Raw genomic sequence first — 16,620 nt, 5'->3', positions numbered from 1 at the left:
TTCCCTCCTTATGCGCTTGTAAGACCACCGAAGCGTTGATAGTAGAGCGTGCCGGGCACGGGCAGTTCGCCGACAGAGGTTTCGCCCTTCTCGCTGACAAACGTCAGCGCTCCCGGCGCGACACGCTGATAGATATTTATGCAGAGCTGTCGGGCGCTTTGCCCCGCCCAGTGCGCAGGCAGTAACTCTTCCGGCAGCAGCGGGTCCTTCAGCACCACGCGACGATAAAAGTGAATCAGCAGCAGCTGGATCTGGAAGCAGCGTTCCGGCGTCAGCTCCTCCGGCGCGGCCTCTTTCAACAGCGGCAGCAGCGGCCGGAACGAGTTGATAAACGACTCGTACATCGCGTTTTGCTCGGTTAACTGCCAGCACTCTTCTACGCGTGAACGCAGCGCGGCGCGCGAGAGCGCCAGCGGCGAGTGGGCTTCAAAAAAAATCACGTTTTCGGCCACGCCGGCATCGTGAAGCAGGCACTGCACGTCCGCCAGATGCTGCGACGGCGAGGCCATCAGGCTCGGCGCCAGCGTGCCAAACCCCTGCCAGATCAGCTGCTTTTTGACGTCGGCCAGGGTGGTTTTATCCAGCCCCTCGGAGAGCAGCAATAACCATTTGCCGTCCCAGGCGGGCAGTTCCGCGCGGTAGATCTTATTCTCCGCGCGACGCGTCAGGCGCAGCCCCTTATCGCTCAGGCGGTAAAAGCTGCGCCGCCCGATGCGCGAGACGTCCAGCCAGCCCTCTTTGTTGAGGCGAAACAGCGCGGTACGCACGAACCGTTCGCCAAACCCCATGCCTTCCAGTAAGGCTGCCAGGCTGCCGAGCCAAATCTCACCGCCGCGATGGGAAAGCGCGTCACCGTATAACGAGGAGATAAGCGAGGTCCCGCTGACGGGAACGGAGCTGACCGCGTGCTGGATAAAGGCGTCGAGTTTATTCATGTGATTCATTCTGTTGTTATTTTTGTCCTGGATGAATCATAGCATAGGATTCTGGGATAGCCCGTCACCCTAACCCCCTCCCTTTGGAAGAGGGCCGGGGTGAGAGGAAACTTAGCCGTTGGCCGCAACTTTACGCAGGTCAAACACCCGGCAGGCTTTCCCCTCCGAGCGCGGGATGCTGCCGCAGTTCACGATCGTCACGTCGGTGGAAATCCCCACCATCGATTTAATGCGGTGGCGCAGCTGGTGGCACACCTGGCAACGCTGCTCGTGCGTCAGCGTCAGGCTGCTCTCTTTCAGCTCCACCTTCACGGAAAGTGAATCAAGATGTCCGCGACGGTTCACCTCCAGCTGGTAGTGCGGAGAGAGATGTTCGAACTTCACAATCTCCTCCTCCAGCTGCGACGGGAAGACGTTAACGCCGCGAATGATCAGCATATCGTCACTGCGGCCGCTGATGCGGTCCATACGGCGCATGCTGCGCGCGGTGGCCGGGAGCAGACGCGTCAGGTCGCGGGTGCGGTAGCGGATCACCGGCAGCGCCTCTTTGGTCAGCGTGGTGAACAGCAGTTCGCCCTGCTGGCCATCATCCAGCGGCGTGCCGTCGTTCGGGTTAACGATCTCCGGGTAGAAATGATCTTCCCAGATGGTCGGGCCGTCGACGGTTTCGATACACTCCATCGCCACGCCCGGCCCCATCACTTCGGAGAGGCCATAGATGTCCAGGGCCGTAATGCCTAAGCGTTTTTCAATTTCGCGGCGCATGGCCTGCGTCCACGGCTCGGCGCCGAAGACGCCCACGCGCAGGGAACAGCCGCTGGCATCGCCGCCCATCTGGCGTTCCAGCTCCTCAATCAGGTTGAGACAGTAGGATGGCGTCACCATGATCATGTCCGGCTGGAAATCGCGGATCAGCTGCGCCTGTTTCTCCGTCTGGCCGCCGGACATCGGGATCACCGTCGCGCCTAAGCGCTCGGCGCCGTAGTGCGCCCCCAGCCCGCCGGTAAACAGGCCATAGCCATAGGCCACGTGAATTTTGTCCTTCGCGCTGCCGCCCGCCGCGCGCAGGGAGCGCGCCACCAGGTTGGCCCAGTTATCAATGTCGCCCTGCGTATAGCCGACAACGGTCGGCTTGCCGGTGGTGCCGGATGACGCGTGGATGCGCACCACCTGCTCCATCGGCACGGCAAAGGTATCGAACGGGTAGTTATCCCGCAGGTCCTGCTTGGTGGTGCACGGGAACTTACGGATATCCGCCAGCTCGTTGAAATCGTCAGGGTGAACGCCCGCGGCATCAAACTTGCGTTTGTACATCGGCACGTTGTTATAGGCGTGATGCAGCGTCCATTTCAGACGCGCGGTCTGCAGCGCCTGTAATTCGTCAAGGGACGCGGTTTCGATCGGGTCAAGCTTTGTTGTATTTATCATCGCAGGGTACTCACATTGTTTTTATGCTCAAACACGCTCAAGGATCATGGCAATGCCCTGACCCACACCGATGCACATCGTACACAGCGCGTAGCGCCCGCCGCGTCGGTGCAGTTCGTTACTCGCGGCCAGCGCCAGCCTGGCGCCGCTCATGCCCAGCGGGTGGCCCAGCGCAATCGCGCCACCGTTCGGGTTGACGTGCGCGGCATCATCCGGCAGGCCCAGCTGACGCAGCACGCCCAGCGCCTGCGCGGCGAAAGCTTCGTTAAGCTCAATGACGTCCATATCGTGAATACTGAGTCCGGCGCGCTCCAGCACCCTGCGGGTGGCCGGCACCGGGCCGAGCCCCATCAAACGGGGCTCCACGCCCGCCGTCGCCATCGCCACGATCCGCGTGCGCGGGACTAACCCCTGCGCCAGCGCCATCTTCTCGCTGGCGACGATCAGCGCCGCCGCGCCGTCGTTGACGCCGGAGGCATTGCCCGCCGTGACCACCCCGTTCCTGCGGAACGGCGTTTTTAGCCCGGCAAGCTGTTCGAGCGTGGTGTCCGCGCGCGGATGTTCATCCACGCTGAACGCCGTAACCGTCCCTTTTTTGCCCGGCACCGGCACCGGGACAATCTCCTGCGCCAGAATGCCGTTCTGCTGCGCCTGCGCGGTACGCTGCTGGCTGCGCAGCGCGAACGCGTCCTGATCGGCACGGCTGATATTTAACAATTCAGCTACATTCTCTGCCGTTTCCGGCATACTGTCAGTTCCGAATTGCTGATGCATGAGCGGATTCACAAATCGCCAGCCGATGGTGGTATCGAAGATCTCCGCCTGTCGCTGAAACGCCGCGGTGGCTTTGCCCATCACAAACGGCGCGCGGGACATCGACTCCACCCCGCCCGCAATCAGCAGGTCGCCGTCGCCCGCCTTAATGGCGCGCGCGGCAAAACCAATCGCGTCCAGCCCGGATCCGCACAGGCGGTTGATTGTCGTGCCGGAGACCGTCTGCGGCACACCGGCCAGCAGCAACGACATGCGCGCCACGTTGCGGTTATCTTCCCCCGCCTGGTTGGCGCAGCCGAATATCACGTCGTCAATCCGCTCCAGATCGAGCTGCGGATAGCGGGCCAGCAGCGCGCGTAGCGGCACGGCACCGAGATCGTCGGTTCGGACGGCGGCAAGCGCGCCGCCGTAGCGCCCCACCGGGGTTCGAACGCCATCACAAATAAATGCGTCACGCATCAGGCCTCTCCTGTCACGCTGCCGCCGATGCGGTGAGATTTTCCGCGAAAAAGGGCGACGGTTTTTTGTTGTTGGTTCTGGATTTCAATGTCGTATACGCCGGTCAGCTTGCCCTGATGCTTCACCCGCGCGGTGGCGGTGAGCGTGTCCCCGGCGAAGCCCGGACGCAGAAAGTCAATCGAACAGCCGGAGGCTACCGCCGCCAGCCCCTGGCTGTTGCAGGCGTAGGCAAAAGCGGTGTCCGCCAGCGAAAACAGCTGTCCGCCGTGGCAGGTTTTATGGCCGTTCAGCATCTGCGGGGTGATGGTCATGGTCACCACCGCGTAGCCCTCGTCCATCTCGACAATGTCCATCCCCATCGCCTGCGCGCAGGCGTCCCGTTCGTACATGGCGCGGGCGTTATGCCAGGCGTTATGACTCATAGCTACTCTCCAGAAGCGCGCGCTGGCGCAGCAGTGAACAGGGGCGATAGCGCTCTTCGCCGTAATGGCGCTGCAGGTTCTCCAGCAGCGTCAGCAGGCGCTGCCAGCCCAGACGCTCGCCCCAGGCGATCGGCCCGCTCGGGTAGTTCACGCCCAGGCGCATGGCGGTATCAATGTCCTTCTCGCTGGCGACCCCTTTTTGCAGGGCATCCAGCGCCTCGTTGGCAATCATCGCCAGCGTTCGCCAGATCAGCAGGCCGGGATAATCGGCAATTTGCACCACCCGGAGCCCCTGCTGCTGCAGGTAGCGGATGGCTTTTTGCGTCGCGGTATGCGGATTGCTGGCCGCGGCGGCAATGACCGCCACGTCGCGCTCAATGCGGTCGACCACCACCACCGGGCCGTTGAGCCGCAGCGCCAGCGCCTGCGCGGTCTCCCCCTGCGTTTCAATCAGGTACACATCATCAATTTCGGTGACGCCGTCACGTCTTTTTTCCACGCGCATCGGGCTATAGCTGTCGTTCACCGCCTTGACCCACTGCACGTCGGGTTTGTCACCCTGCCAGTCGTAAACGCCCTTCCCGCTCTTTTTGCCCAGCCTGCCTGCCAGCACCAGCTCCTGCTGAACCAGCGAAGGCAGAAAACGACGCTCCTGCCAGAAGGCGTTAAAGACCGAGCAGGTCACCGCAAAGTTCACGTCCTGACCAATCATGTCGGTCAGCTCCAGCGGCCCCATCGGGAAGCCGCCGCCTTCGCGCAGGGCGGCGTCAATTACCTCCGGCGGCGCGACCTGCTCTTCCAGCGCGCGCCAGGCTTCGGAATAGAACGGACGCGCAACGCGGTTGACGATGAACCCCGGCGTGGACTGGCAGCGAACGGGCTGTTTGCCCCAGTTCAGCGCCAGCTCGCACAGCGCGTCGGCCACTTCCTGAGAGGTCGCCAGCCCGCTGACCACCTCCACCAGCTTCATCACCGGCGCCGGGTTAAAGAAGTGCAGCCCTGCGACCCGCTCCGGGTGGTGGACGTCCGCCGCAATCGCCGTGACGGAGATGGAAGAGGTATTGCTGGTCAGCACCGTCTGCGGCGGGCAGATCTCAGCCAGCTGCGCAAACAGCGCCTTTTTCACCTCCAGCCGCTCTGAGGCCGCTTCAATCACCAGATCGGCCGCGGAGAGCGCCTCGATATCCGTGACGGGAACCAGCCGGGCAAGGATCTGGCTCCCGGCATCGGCGGAGAGTTTTCCGCGCGTTACCCGGGAGGCCAGACGCTGGCGGATCCCGTCGATGGCGCGCGATATCGCATCGCTGGAGATGTCGTAGATCAGCACCTGATGACCATGGCTGGCGGCGACTTCGGCAATCCCTGCGCCCATCGTGCCGCTGCCGATCACGGCGACAGTCCGTATATTCAGCATCTTATTTCCCCGTAAAGTTCGGCGCGCGCTTCGCCAGGAAGGCGCTGACGCCCTCGCGGTAGTCATCGCTGCGCCCGGCCAGGCGCTGATAGTCGCGCTCAAGATCGAGCTGGGCGTCCAGAGTGTTGGTTTCCGCGGCGTTGATCGCCTGCTTGATCAGCCCCAGCCCGAAGGTCGGCTGCGACGCAAAATGCAGGGCCATCTGCTGCGCCGTAGCGGAGAGCTGTTCGTCATCCACCACCTGCCAGATCATCCCCCACGCCTGCGCCTGTTCAGCGCTGAGCTTGTCGCCGAGCAAAGCCAGCCCCATGGCGCGGGCGCGTCCGGCCACGCGCGGCAGCAGCCAGGTGCCGCCGCAGTCCGGCACCAGACCGAGCTTGCTGAAGGCCATCACAAAGCTGGCGGAGCGCGCCGCAATCACCATGTCGCACCCGAGCGCCAGCGTGGCGCCCGCGCCCGCCGCTACGCCGTTAACGGCACAGATGACCGGTTTCGGCAGCTTTGCCAGGCGGCGCACCAGCGGGTTGTAGAAGGTTTCAACGGACATGCCCAGATCCGGCGCAGGGCCGTTGGGGTCGACGTTGCGGTCGTTCAGGTCCTGACCGGCACAGAAGCCGCGTCCAGCCCCGGTGATCAGCAGGCAGCGGATAGTGTCATCGCGCTCGGCCTGTTTCAGGCACTCGGCCAGCTGCTGGTGCATCACGTCGTTAAAGCTGTTCAGACGCTCCGGACGGTTCAGCGTAAGGGTCATCACGCCCTGTTCTACATGACTGAGAATAAATTCCACAATTAGCGTCCTTTAAAGTCGGGAGTGCGTTTTTGTAAGAAGGCGTCGATACCTTCCCGGCGGTCTTCGGTGGCAGAAAGCAGCGTAAAAAGCTGGCGCTCCTGGGCCAGACCGGCCTGGAGCGGCACCTCCTGGGAATGCCGCAGCGCCTGTTTGGCCGCCTGCAGCGCCAGCGGCGAGTGGCGCGCCATCAGGGCCGCCTGCTTCAGGGCATACTCCAGCGTCAGCGCCGCCGGGAAAACGTCGCTCACCAGCCCGGCGCTCAGCGCCTGCTCTGCGGTAATGCTCTCGCCGGTCAGCACCATTTTGCTGGCCAGGGATTTACCGACGCAGCGGATAAGACGCTGGGTGCCGCCCGCGCCGGGCATGATGCCGAGCGTGATTTCCGGCAGGCCGAAACGGGCGTTGTCACCGGCAATCACCACGTCGCACAGCAGCGCCAGCTCGCAGCCCGCCCCCAGCGCGAAGCCATTTACGGCGGCGATCAGCGGTTTAGGAAACGCGTTGATTCGCGCCCACAGCTGCGGGCGAATATCGTTCAGAGTGGCAGGCAGGTCTTTCTCCGCCATCTCATTGAGATCGGCCCCGGCGGCAAAGCAGCGCTCGCTGCCGTAAATCACGCAGACGGCGATGTCGGCATTCACAGCGGCGGCCTCAAGCTGTTCTGCAAGCTGGGTCAACAGCGCGTTGTTGAGGGCGTTGCGCGCCGCCGGACGGTTCAGCGTCAGCTGCAGCACGCGGCCATGACGGGTAACAATCAGTTCACTCATGCCATCCCCTTCGCGTCAAAGTCGACGATCACGTCGGCGGTTAACGGCAGCGACTGGCAGCTCAGCACATACCCGGCGGCCAGCTCGTCCGGCTCCAGGCTGTAGTTGGTCGCCATGTCCACCTTCCCGCGCAGCACTTTGCATTTACAGGTGGCGCAGACGCCGCCCTTGCAGGCATACGGCAGATCCGCTCCCTGACGCAGGGCGGCATCCAGAATGCTTTCGTCGTCCGCCGTCAGGGTGATTTCACGGTCGCGCCCGTCCTGGCGAACGGTCACTTTCTGTCCTTCTGCCTGCACGTGCGCCGCGCGCTTAACGGTGATTCCGGAGGTGTTAAAGCGCTCAAGGTGAATGGATTTCTCCGGCATCCCCAGCGCCTTCAGCGTGGCTTCCGCGTCATCCATCATTGCAGACGGGCCGCAGATAAACGCCTCGTCATACTGGCGGAAGTTGATCAGGGTTTTCGCCAGCGCCTGCAGCTTTTCCCCGTCGATGCGGCCATAGAGCAGGTCGCTGTCCAGCCGCTCCTGGCTGAAGATGGAGAGCAGCTGCAGCCGCTGCGGGTATTTGTCCTTCAGGTCCGCCAGCGCCTGGCGGAACATCATGCTCTGGCTGCTGCGGTTGCCGTAGATCAGGGTGAAATGGCTGTTGGGTTCGGTCACAAGCGTCGCGGAGATAATCGCCAGCATCGGGGTAATCCCGGAGCCTGCCGCAATCGCCAGGTAGTGGCCTTCGCGTTCGGCCCGGGGCTGGTAGCCAAACTGCCCCTGGGGAACCATCACCTCCAGCGCCATGCCCGCTTTGATCTCATCCCGGGCATAGCGGGAGAAGCGCCCGCCCTCAATCGCTTTGACCGCCACGCTGATTTCGCCCGGGGCGGTACTTCGGCAGATGGAGTAGCAGCGGCGCAGCTCGTCCCCGCCAAGCGTCGTTTTTAACGTCAGGTGCTGGCCGGGACGGAAGCGGTAGGCCTCCTGCAGGGCCTGCGGCACCGCAAAGGTGATGGTCACCGCGTCGCGGGTTTCGGGTTCCACTTTTGCCACTGTTAATGAATGAAACGTTGTCATGGCAGCCTCAAATACATTTGAAATAGTCGAAGGGCTCACGGCAGGAATTGCAGCGGTAGAGGGCTTTGCAGGCCGTCGAGCCAAATTCACTGATAAGCGCGGTGTCGGTGCTGGCGCAGCGCGGGCAGCTCACCTCCACCGGGGCGTGCGCGTGACAGCTATGCCCCACCGGCGGACTGATGCCGTACGCCCGCAGGCGCTCGCGCGCGTCGGGGGTCATCCAGTCGGTGGTCCATGCGGGTTCAAGCTGGAGCACAATGTGCACCGGGGTAAAGCCGTGCGCGGTCATCGCCTCGCGGATCGCCCCCAGCAGGTGTTCCGTCGCCGGGCAGCCCGAGTAGGTGGGCGTGAAGCCGATAACCCAGCCTTCCCCCTGCGCCTTCACGCTGCGCACCATGCCTAAATCGGTGATGGTTAACACCGGCACTTCCGGATCGGGGATCTGGCTTAACAGCGCCCAGATCTGCGGGATTTGCGCAGGCGCGATGTCGACGAGGCGTTGCATAGCGTTCTCCTTTACCACTGCTGACCGGGATACGCGCGCTGGAGATACTGCATTTCCGCCAGCATCGGGCCCAGATGTTCGGTATGCAGCCCCTGCTTGCCCCCGGTGCGGTACGCCACCTCGGCGGGCACCTGCAGGCAGGCTTCATTCAGACCGGCATACACTTCGCTTTCCCACGGCTGGCGCAGGAGGCGCGGGTCAACCGCCACGCCGGACTCAATCAGCTCCCGCTCGACGTCATCGGCGTCAAACAGCTCGGCCGTAAACCGCCACAGGCTGTCGATGGCCTGCTGCATTTTTTGCGCGGAGGTTTCGGTCCCGTCGCCCAGCCGCACCAGCCAGCCGCGGCTGAAGCGCAGGTGGTAGCGCGCCTCTTTAATCGCTTTGGCGGCAATAGCGGCAAACTGGCCGTCGCGGCTTTGGGTCAGGCGTTCATACAGCGCCACGTTCCAGGCATCCATCAGGTACTGGCGGGCAATGGTGTCGGCGAAGCTGCCGTTCGGCTGCTCCACCAGCAGCACATTGCGGAACTGGCGCTCGTCGCGGCCAAACGCCAGCGTGTCTTCATCGCCCTGGCCTTCCCGCTCCGCGGCATAGGTCAGGAAATTACGCGCCTGGCCCAGCAGATCGAGACCGATATTGGCGAGCGCGAGGTCGATCTCCAGCTCCGGCGCGTGGCCGCACCAGGCGCCGAGACGCTGAGAAAGCACCAGACCGTTGTCGCCCAGACGCAGGGCATAGGCAGTCACTGAGTTCATTCTTTGCCTCACATATGCTCGATGCCGTCAGGGATCGTGTAGAACGTCGGGTGGCGGTAAACCTTGCTTTCCGCCGGGTCGAAGAACTCGCCGCGCTCTTCCGGCTGGGAGGCGACAATCTCGCTCGCCTTCACCACCCAGATAGAACACCCTTCGCTGCGGCGGGTATAGGCATCACGCGCATTTTCCAGCGCCATGCGATCGTCGGCGGCATGCAGACTGCCCACGTGACGGTGGGACAACCCCTGTTTGCTGCGTACGAACACTTCGTACAGCGGCCAGTAGACATTGCTCATGCTTATTTCCTCTTAAGCGGCCTGACGGGCGCGTTGTTTTTCGGCGTGCGCCAGCGCGGCTTCCCGCACCCACGCGCCCTCTTCCCAGGCTTTACGTTTCGCGGCCAGGCGTTCGTGGTTGCAGATGCCGCGCCCGTTAATGACCTCGTCAAACTCGTGCCAGTCAATCTCGCCGAAGCGATAATGACCGCTCTCTTCATCAAAATGCAGGTCGGGATCGGGCACCGTCATGCCCAGCATCTCCACCTGCGGCACCGTGTTGTCGACAAAGCGCTGGCGCAGCTCGTCGTTGCCAAAGCGTTTGATTTTCCAGGCCAGGCTGCGGGCGCTGTTCGGCGAATTGTCGTCGTTCGGCCCGAACATCATCAGCGCGGGCCACCAGAAGCGGTTGATGGCGTCCTGCAGCATCTGGCGCTGAGCCTCGCTGCCCTGCGCCAGCGCCATGCAAGCTTCAAAGCCCTGACGCTGGTGGAAGCTCTCTTCTTTACAGATTTTCACCATCGCGCGGGCATACGGACCGTAAGAGGTGCGGCACAGCGCCACCTGGTTGACGATGGCGGCGCCGTCCACCAGCCAGCCGATCACGCCGATATCGGCCCAGCTCAGGGTCGGATAGTTGAAGATGGAGGAGTATTTCATCTTGCCGTCGAGCATCTTCTGGTAGATGTCTTCCCGCGCGCAGCCCAGCGTTTCCGCCGCGCTGTAGAGGTAAAGCCCGTGTCCGGCTTCGTCCTGCACCTTCGCCAGCAGGATCGCTTTTCGGCGCAGCGTCGGGGCGCGGGTGATCCAGTTCCCTTCCGGCAGCATGCCGACAATTTCGGAGTGCGCATGCTGGCCAATCTGGCGGATCAACGTCTTACGGTAGGCGTCAGGCATCCAGTCCTGAGGCTCAATCGCCGTCTCCTGCGCTATGCGCTGCTCAAACCGTTGTTCTTGCGTCACGTCATCACCTTTATGATTCGTTAGTTTGCAAATTAAAGCGTAATGTTGAATCACTTTGTTTTTTAAAAGTTACACAAAGGTTAAATATAACCCCAAGAATTGTTTGCTTGTTTTGTGATGCTGCTCGCAAGGCTTTTGCTGAAAGCCTTGATAAGCGGGCCTTGGTATTCTGTGATTCATCCATCCAGATCACATCGTTAACAATTCATTAAAAACTCGGCTTGATTTTTATGATTCACGATCAAACTATTAATGGGTAAATCACGTAACATTTGGAGATAAGCGATGCAGCAGTTACCCAGCTTCTTGTCCGGCGCCTGGCAGTCTGGCCGGGGCCGCGAACGCACTATTCATCACGCCATCAGTGGCGAAGCGCTGTGGAGCGTGACCAGCGAAGGGCTGGACATGGCGGCCGCCCGTCGCTATGCGATTGAGCGCGGCGGCGAAGCGCTTCACGCGATGACCTTTATCGAACGCGCAGCCATGCTGAAGGCGGTGGCAAAGCACCTGCTTAACGAGAAAGAGACGTTTTATGCTCTGTCCGCCCAGACCGGGGCGACGAAAGCAGACAGCTGGGTCGATATCGAAGGCGGCATCGGCACCCTCTTCACTTACGCCAGCCTGGGCAGCCGCGAGCTGCCGGATGACACCGTGTGGCCGGAAGACGAGCCGATCCCGCTGTCGAAAGAGGGCGGCTTTGCCGCGCGCCACGTTCTGACCTCGAAGTCCGGCGTGGCGGTGCACATCAACGCCTTTAACTTCCCCTGCTGGGGAATGCTGGAAAAACTGGCCCCGACCTGGCTTGCGGGCATGCCCGCCATCATCAAACCTGCCACCGCCACCGCGCAGGTGACGCAGGCGATGGTGAAATCCATCGTCGACAGCGGGCTGGTGCCGGACGGCGCTATCAGCCTGATCTGCGGCGGTGCGGGGGATCTGCTCGACCAGCTCGACAGCCAGGACGTGGTCACCTTTACGGGCTCCGCCAGCACCGGGCAAAGCCTGCGCGTGCACCCGAATATTGTGGCGAATGCCATTCCGTTCACGATGGAAGCCGACTCCCTGAACTGCTGCGTGCTGGGGGAAGACGTCACGCCGGAGCAGCCGGAATTTGCCCTGTTCATTCGGGAAGTGGTGCGCGAGATGACCGCCAAAGCCGGGCAGAAATGTACGGCCATCCGCCGCATTATCGTCCCGCAGAGCCAGATTGACGCCGTGAGCCAGGCGCTGGTTGCCCGCCTGGAAAAGGTAGTGGTGGGCGACCCGGCACAGGAAGGGGTAAAGATGGGCGCGCTGGTCAACGCCGAACAGCGCGCGGACGTGCAGGAGAAAGTGGATCACCTGATCGCCGCAGGCTGCCAGGTCCGCCTGGGCGGCAAAGCGGATTTGCAGGCCGCGGGCGCGTTCTTCCCGCCGACCCTGCTGTTCTGCCCGCAGCCGGATGAAACCCCTGCCGTCCACGCAACGGAGGCTTTCGGGCCGGTCGCGACCCTGATGCCGTATCGCAACGCACAGCACGCAATGCAGCTTGCCCGCGCGGGCGGCGGCAGCCTGGCGGGCACGCTGGTTACCGCAGACCTGGACATTGCCCGCCAGTTTATTCTCGGCGCGGCGCGCGCCCACGGGCGTATTCAGATCCTCAACGAGGAAGCCTCGAAAGAATCCACCGGCCACGGTTCCCCGCTGCCACAGCTAGTGCACGGCGGTCCCGGACGTGCGGGCGGTGGCGAAGAGCTGGGCGGCCTGCGCGCGGTGAAGCACTACCTGCAGCGCACCGCCATTCAGGGCAGTCCAACCATGCTGGCCGCCATCGGCAAGCAGTGGGTGCGTGGCGCAGCGGTGCAGGAAGATCGCGTGCATCCGTTCCGTAAATACTTTGAGGAGCTGCAGCCGGGCGACAGCCTGCTGACGCCGCGCCGCACCCTGACGGAAGCGGACATCGTGAATTTTGCCTGCCTGAGCGGCGACCACTTTTACGCCCATATGGACAAGATCGGCGCGGCAGAGTCGATCTTTGGCGAGCGCGTGGTGCACGGCTACTTCCTGATTTCCGCCGCGGCAGGGCTGTTCGTTGATGCGGGCGTTGGGCCTGTCATTGCCAACTACGGCATGGAAAACCTGCGCTTTATCGAGCCGGTTAAACCGGGCGATACCATTCAGGTGCGTCTGACCTGCAAGCGTAAAACGCTGAAGAAACAACGCAGTGCCGAGGAAAAACCAACCGGCGTGGTGGAATGGGCGGTTGAGATCTTCAACCAGCACCAGCAGGCCGTGGCGCTCTACTCCATCCTGACGCTGGTGGCGCGCCAGCAGGGGGATTTCTGACACCTTCCCTTCACCGCCTTTCCTGCCGGGTGGCGCGATGCTTACCCGGCCTACGACGACCAGCCGGGGTGTGACTTCGCCTCGCTCTTTTTTTAACCTGGCAAGACTGGCAAATAATCTGGCAGATGCAGGCAAACGCTTTTCTCAGGCGCCTGTCAGGATAGGACTGTCACAACACTATAAACACAACAAGATGAGGTCTACGATGGGAAGCAATTCTTCTTTTTCTGCCCGTAGAACGGCGCTGGCTATGGCCGTTGCGCTGTGTTGCGCCTGGCAATCCCCTGTTTTCGCCCACGGCAGCGAGGCGCATATGGTCCCGATGGACAAAACGCTGCAGGACTTTGGCGCCGACGTTCAGTGGGATGATTACGCACAGATGTTCACCATTGCGAAAGACGGCGCCTTTGTGAAGGTCAAACCGGGCGCTAAAACCGCCATCGTCAACGGGAAAACCCTCAAGCTCGAGGTGCCGGTGGTGATGAAAGGCAAGAAAGCCTTTATCTCTGACAGCTTCATCAATGATGTTTTCCAGTCCGGTCTTGACCAGACTTTCCAGGTTGAAAAACGCCCTCACCCGCTGAACGCGCTGACGGCGGACGAAATTAAGCAAGCCGTTGAGATTGTCAAAGCCTCGGCGGATTTTAAACCGAATACCCGCTTTACCCAGATTGCCCTTGCTGAGCCAGAGAAAGCCAAAGTGTGGGACTTTGTGCTTAACGGTACGGCTGTGGATGCCCCGCGTCAGGCAAAGATTGTGATGCTCGATGGCAAGCACGTTATCGAAAGCGTGGTGGATCTGAAGGATAAAAAAATCCTGCGCTGGGAGCCGGTGAAAGACGCGCACGGCATGGTGCTGCTGGATGATTTCACTGCGGTGCAGCAGATCGTTAACGAGAGCACGGAGTTTGCCGAGGTGCTTAAAAAACACGGCATCACCGACCCGAAAAAAGTGATTACCACGCCGCTGACCGTGGGCTATTTCGACGGTAAAGACGGCCTGAAGCAGGAAGATCGCCTGCTGAAGGTGGTGAGCTATCTCGACGTCGGCGACGGCAACTACTGGGCGCACCCGATTGAGAACCTGGTGGCCGTGGTCGATCTTGAACAGAAAAAGATCCAGAAGATTGAGGAAGGTGCCGTTGTTCCGGTTCCGATGACGCCGCGCCCCTACGATGGCCGCGACCGTATAGAGACGCCGAAAAAACCGCTCGACATCATTGAGCCGGAAGGCAAGAACTACACCATTACCGGCGATATGGTGCACTGGCAGAACTGGGATTTCCACCTGAGCCTGGACTCCCGGGTCGGCCCGATGATTTCAACCGTCACCTATAACGACAACGGCAAAAAACGCCAGATTATGTATCAGGGGTCGCTCGGCGGCATGATCGTCCCTTACGGCGATCCGGACGTGGGCTGGTACTTTAAGGCCTATCTTGATTCCGGCGACTACGGCATGGGCACCCTGACCTCGCCGCTGGTGCGTGGTAAAGACGTGCCGTCCAACGCGGTGATGCTCAACGAAACTATCCCGGACTACACCGGCGCGCCGATGGAGATCCCGCGCGCGATTGCGATTTTCGAACGCTACGCGGGGCCGGAATATAAGCATCAGGAGATGGGCCAGCCTAACGTCAGCACCGAGCGCCGCGAACTGGTGGTGCGCTGGGTGAGTACTGTGGGCAATTACGATTACCTCTTCGACTGGGTGTTCCATGAAAATGGCACCATCGGCATTGATGCCGGCGCGACGGGTATCGAGGCGGTGAAAGGCGTGCAGGCGAAAACCATGCACGACGCCACCGCCAAAGACGATACAAAATACGGCACGCTGATCGACCACAACATCGTAGGCACCACACACCAGCACATCTACAACTTCCGTCTTGATATGGACGTGGACGGCATCAACAACAAGCTGGTGGCGATGGATCCGGAAGTGAAGCCGAATACCGCCGGGGGCCCGCGCACCAGCACCATGCAGATTAATCAGTACGATATTGATACCGAGCAGCAGGCGGCGCAGAAGTTCGACCCGGGCACGATTCGACTGCTGAGCAACACCAGTAAAGAGAACCGCATGGGCAACCCGGTCTCGTACCAGATCATCCCTTACGCGGGCGGCACGCACCCGGTGGCAACCGGCGCGAAATTTGCCCCGGACGAGTGGATTTACCATCGCCTGAGCTTTATGGACAAACAGCTGTGGGTGACCCGTTACCATCCGGATGAGCTCTACCCGGAAGGGAAATTCCCGAACCGCTCCATCCACGACACGGGCCTGGGGCAGTACAGCAAGGATAACGAGTCGCTGAACGATCAGGATGACGTGGTCTGGATGACCACCGGCACCACCCACGTGGCGCGTGCGGAAGAGTGGCCGATTATGCCGACGGAATGGGTGCATACCCTGCTTAAACCGTGGAATTTCTTCGACGAGACGCCAACGCTCGGGAAGAAAAAAGACGAAAAATAACCATCCGCCGGGCAATTGCCCGGTTTTTTTTGCCCTGGCGTTTGAGGATCGTCCTGGCTTGCTTATAGTTACTGATATCTCACCTGCATGATTTATCCCCCGGACGGGAAAGGGCTTTATGGAGAAAAGAAAAAAACCGACGCTGGAACGGGCAACCTGGCCAACGCGCCAGGCCATGGTCATGCATGGACTGGCGATGAACCTGCCGTGGCTGGCCTTCGTCAATATCAGCTTCGCGGTGATGATTCTGCTGCGACACGTTCTGCTTAAGGCCAGCGATCCTCTTTATCCCCACTCGCCGCAGCTGACGAGAATCGTCGATGCCTCCATGCTCGGTATTATCATCCTCTCGGCTGCGCTGATCCTTATGGCCTGGCGGCGCATCGCCGGCATCAGCGTGGTGTTGTTTATCTGCAGCGCCATCTGGTCGGTCTCCTGCTTCTGGTTTATCACCCAGCTGCTGCTCCCGCACGTCTGGCCGCTGTGCGTTATTCTGTTACTCGCCGGTTTGACGGCGCTCTATTTTTACCCTGAAGGGCTGCTCGCCTTTGTGCTCCCGCTCTGGATCACCCTGCCGATAGCAAGCTGGATACGAAACGATGGTCTCAACCTTCACTTCGTTGTTATCTGGAGCGTCTTTACGCTGATCCTGATCTGCGGGCGTTTTATTCTGCTGAGCTGGTTTGACGAAGCCTGGCGACGTAACCAGCAGAATCAGCTGCTGATTTCGCGGCTGGATGCGCTGGCGCATCAGGACCCGTTAACCAAAACCGCCAATCGACGGAAAATGGAGGTGGTGCTGGAGAACGCGGTTGAGCAGAAGAAGCCCTTCTCGTTGATTATGCTGGATATCGACTACTTCAAGCGCTACAACGACACCTACGGGCACCAGGCGGGTGACGACTGTCTGACGCGCGTGGCGCGCGTGCTTAAGCAGTCGGTGCGCACACCTGAGGATGTGGTGTCACGCTACGGCGGCGAAGAGTTTCTGGTGATTCTGTTTAATTGCCCGGAGAACATCGCTGAAAAGGTCGCCCTGCGTATCCAGGACGGCCTTCGCGCAGAGGCCATACCGCACGGCGCCTCGACGGTCAGCGACCATGTCACCGTGAGCATGGGGATTGCGGGGATGGCGGGGGGACTCGCGGGCACCGAGATTATCGCCCGCGCCGATGCGGCGCTGTATCGGGCGAAAGAGGCCGGGCGGGATCGGTGGTCGCTGTAGATAAAAGCTACGGTTCGAGTCGTTGTAGGCCGGG

General features: G+C 61.3%; 15 protein-coding genes. 3 read left to right on the top strand and 12 right to left on the bottom strand.

Annotated features, from left to right (window positions below; translation table 11 throughout):
- Positions 1-8: 8 nt before the first annotated feature.
- The 12 genes from paaX to paaA all read right to left on the bottom strand — a co-directional run bounded on the left by paaX (position 9) and on the right by paaA (position 10,557).
- Positions 9-944, bottom strand: a complete 936-nt coding sequence (gene paaX, locus C6A40_RS20400; protein WP_045335930.1) for a phenylacetic acid degradation operon negative regulatory protein PaaX — start codon at positions 942-944, stop codon at positions 9-11.
- A 102-nt stretch (positions 945-1,046) separates the two neighbouring features.
- On the bottom strand, positions 1,047-2,363 hold the full coding sequence (gene paaK, locus C6A40_RS20395) for a phenylacetate--CoA ligase PaaK (RefSeq protein ID WP_045335932.1): 1,317 nt from the start codon (positions 2,361-2,363) through the stop codon (positions 1,047-1,049).
- Between the two features lie 27 nt (positions 2,364-2,390).
- On the bottom strand, positions 2,391-3,596 hold the full coding sequence (pcaF, locus tag C6A40_RS20390; protein ID WP_045335934.1) for a 3-oxoadipyl-CoA thiolase: 1,206 nt from the start codon (positions 3,594-3,596) through the stop codon (positions 2,391-2,393).
- A complete protein-coding gene (gene paaI / locus C6A40_RS20385) occupies positions 3,596-4,018 on the bottom strand; it encodes a hydroxyphenylacetyl-CoA thioesterase PaaI (protein ID WP_023327372.1) in 423 nt (140 codons plus the stop codon). Before paaI ends, pcaF begins: the two co-directional genes overlap by 1 nt.
- On the bottom strand, positions 4,008-5,432 hold the full coding sequence (gene paaH / locus C6A40_RS20380) for a 3-hydroxyacyl-CoA dehydrogenase PaaH (protein ID WP_045335935.1): 1,425 nt from the start codon (positions 5,430-5,432) through the stop codon (positions 4,008-4,010). Before paaH ends, paaI begins: the two co-directional genes overlap by 11 nt.
- Before the next feature lies 1 nt (position 5,433).
- A complete protein-coding gene (gene paaG / locus C6A40_RS20375; RefSeq protein ID WP_094945109.1) occupies positions 5,434-6,222 on the bottom strand; it encodes a 2-(1,2-epoxy-1,2-dihydrophenyl)acetyl-CoA isomerase PaaG in 789 nt (262 codons plus the stop codon).
- The gene (paaF, locus tag C6A40_RS20370; RefSeq protein ID WP_045335936.1) at positions 6,222-6,989 is read right to left on the bottom strand and encodes a 2,3-dehydroadipyl-CoA hydratase PaaF; all 768 of its coding nucleotides are present in this window, start codon (positions 6,987-6,989) and stop codon (positions 6,222-6,224) included. Before paaF ends, paaG begins: the two co-directional genes overlap by 1 nt.
- Positions 6,986-8,056: a 1,2-phenylacetyl-CoA epoxidase subunit PaaE gene (gene paaE, locus C6A40_RS20365; RefSeq protein WP_044596347.1), complete on the bottom strand. Its 1,071-nt coding sequence runs from the start codon at positions 8,054-8,056 to the stop codon at positions 6,986-6,988. The genes paaF and paaE overlap by 4 nt, the downstream gene beginning before the upstream one ends.
- A gap of 7 nt (positions 8,057-8,063) precedes the next feature.
- Positions 8,064-8,561, bottom strand: a complete 498-nt coding sequence (gene paaD, locus C6A40_RS20360) for a 1,2-phenylacetyl-CoA epoxidase subunit PaaD (RefSeq protein WP_008502378.1) — start codon at positions 8,559-8,561, stop codon at positions 8,064-8,066.
- A gap of 11 nt (positions 8,562-8,572) precedes the next feature.
- Entirely contained in the window at positions 8,573-9,319 is a 747-nt protein-coding gene (paaC, locus tag C6A40_RS20355) for a 1,2-phenylacetyl-CoA epoxidase subunit PaaC (RefSeq protein WP_045335937.1), read from the bottom strand.
- Between the two features lie 8 nt (positions 9,320-9,327).
- The gene (gene paaB / locus C6A40_RS20350) at positions 9,328-9,615 is read right to left on the bottom strand and encodes a 1,2-phenylacetyl-CoA epoxidase subunit PaaB (protein WP_008502380.1); all 288 of its coding nucleotides are present in this window, start codon (positions 9,613-9,615) and stop codon (positions 9,328-9,330) included.
- Positions 9,616-9,627: 12 nt separating this feature from the next.
- Positions 9,628-10,557: a 1,2-phenylacetyl-CoA epoxidase subunit PaaA gene (gene paaA, locus C6A40_RS20345; RefSeq protein ID WP_045335938.1), complete on the bottom strand. Its 930-nt coding sequence runs from the start codon at positions 10,555-10,557 to the stop codon at positions 9,628-9,630.
- A gap of 285 nt (positions 10,558-10,842) precedes the next feature.
- Between paaA and paaZ the strand changes: the two genes are divergently transcribed.
- From paaZ to C6A40_RS20330, 3 genes are all read left to right on the top strand, one after another.
- Positions 10,843-12,882, top strand: a complete 2,040-nt coding sequence (paaZ, locus tag C6A40_RS20340) for a phenylacetic acid degradation bifunctional protein PaaZ (protein ID WP_045335939.1) — start codon at positions 10,843-10,845, stop codon at positions 12,880-12,882.
- A 205-nt stretch (positions 12,883-13,087) separates the two neighbouring features.
- The gene (tynA, locus tag C6A40_RS20335) at positions 13,088-15,361 is read left to right on the top strand and encodes a primary-amine oxidase (protein WP_045335940.1); all 2,274 of its coding nucleotides are present in this window, start codon (positions 13,088-13,090) and stop codon (positions 15,359-15,361) included.
- 118 nt (positions 15,362-15,479) lie between these two features.
- Positions 15,480-16,586 carry a GGDEF domain-containing protein gene (locus C6A40_RS20330; RefSeq protein WP_023344047.1) on the top strand — a complete coding sequence of 369 codons (1,107 nt, stop codon included), beginning with the start codon at positions 15,480-15,482 and terminating at the stop codon, positions 16,584-16,586.
- Positions 16,587-16,620 lie beyond the last annotated feature (34 nt).

It is taken from the genome of Enterobacter sp. GER_MD16_1505_Eko_090 (assembly GCF_003331015.1).
GTDB lineage: Bacteria > Pseudomonadota > Gammaproteobacteria > Enterobacterales > Enterobacteriaceae > Enterobacter > Enterobacter roggenkampii.
This window is presented reverse-complemented; position numbering and strand designations above follow the sequence as displayed.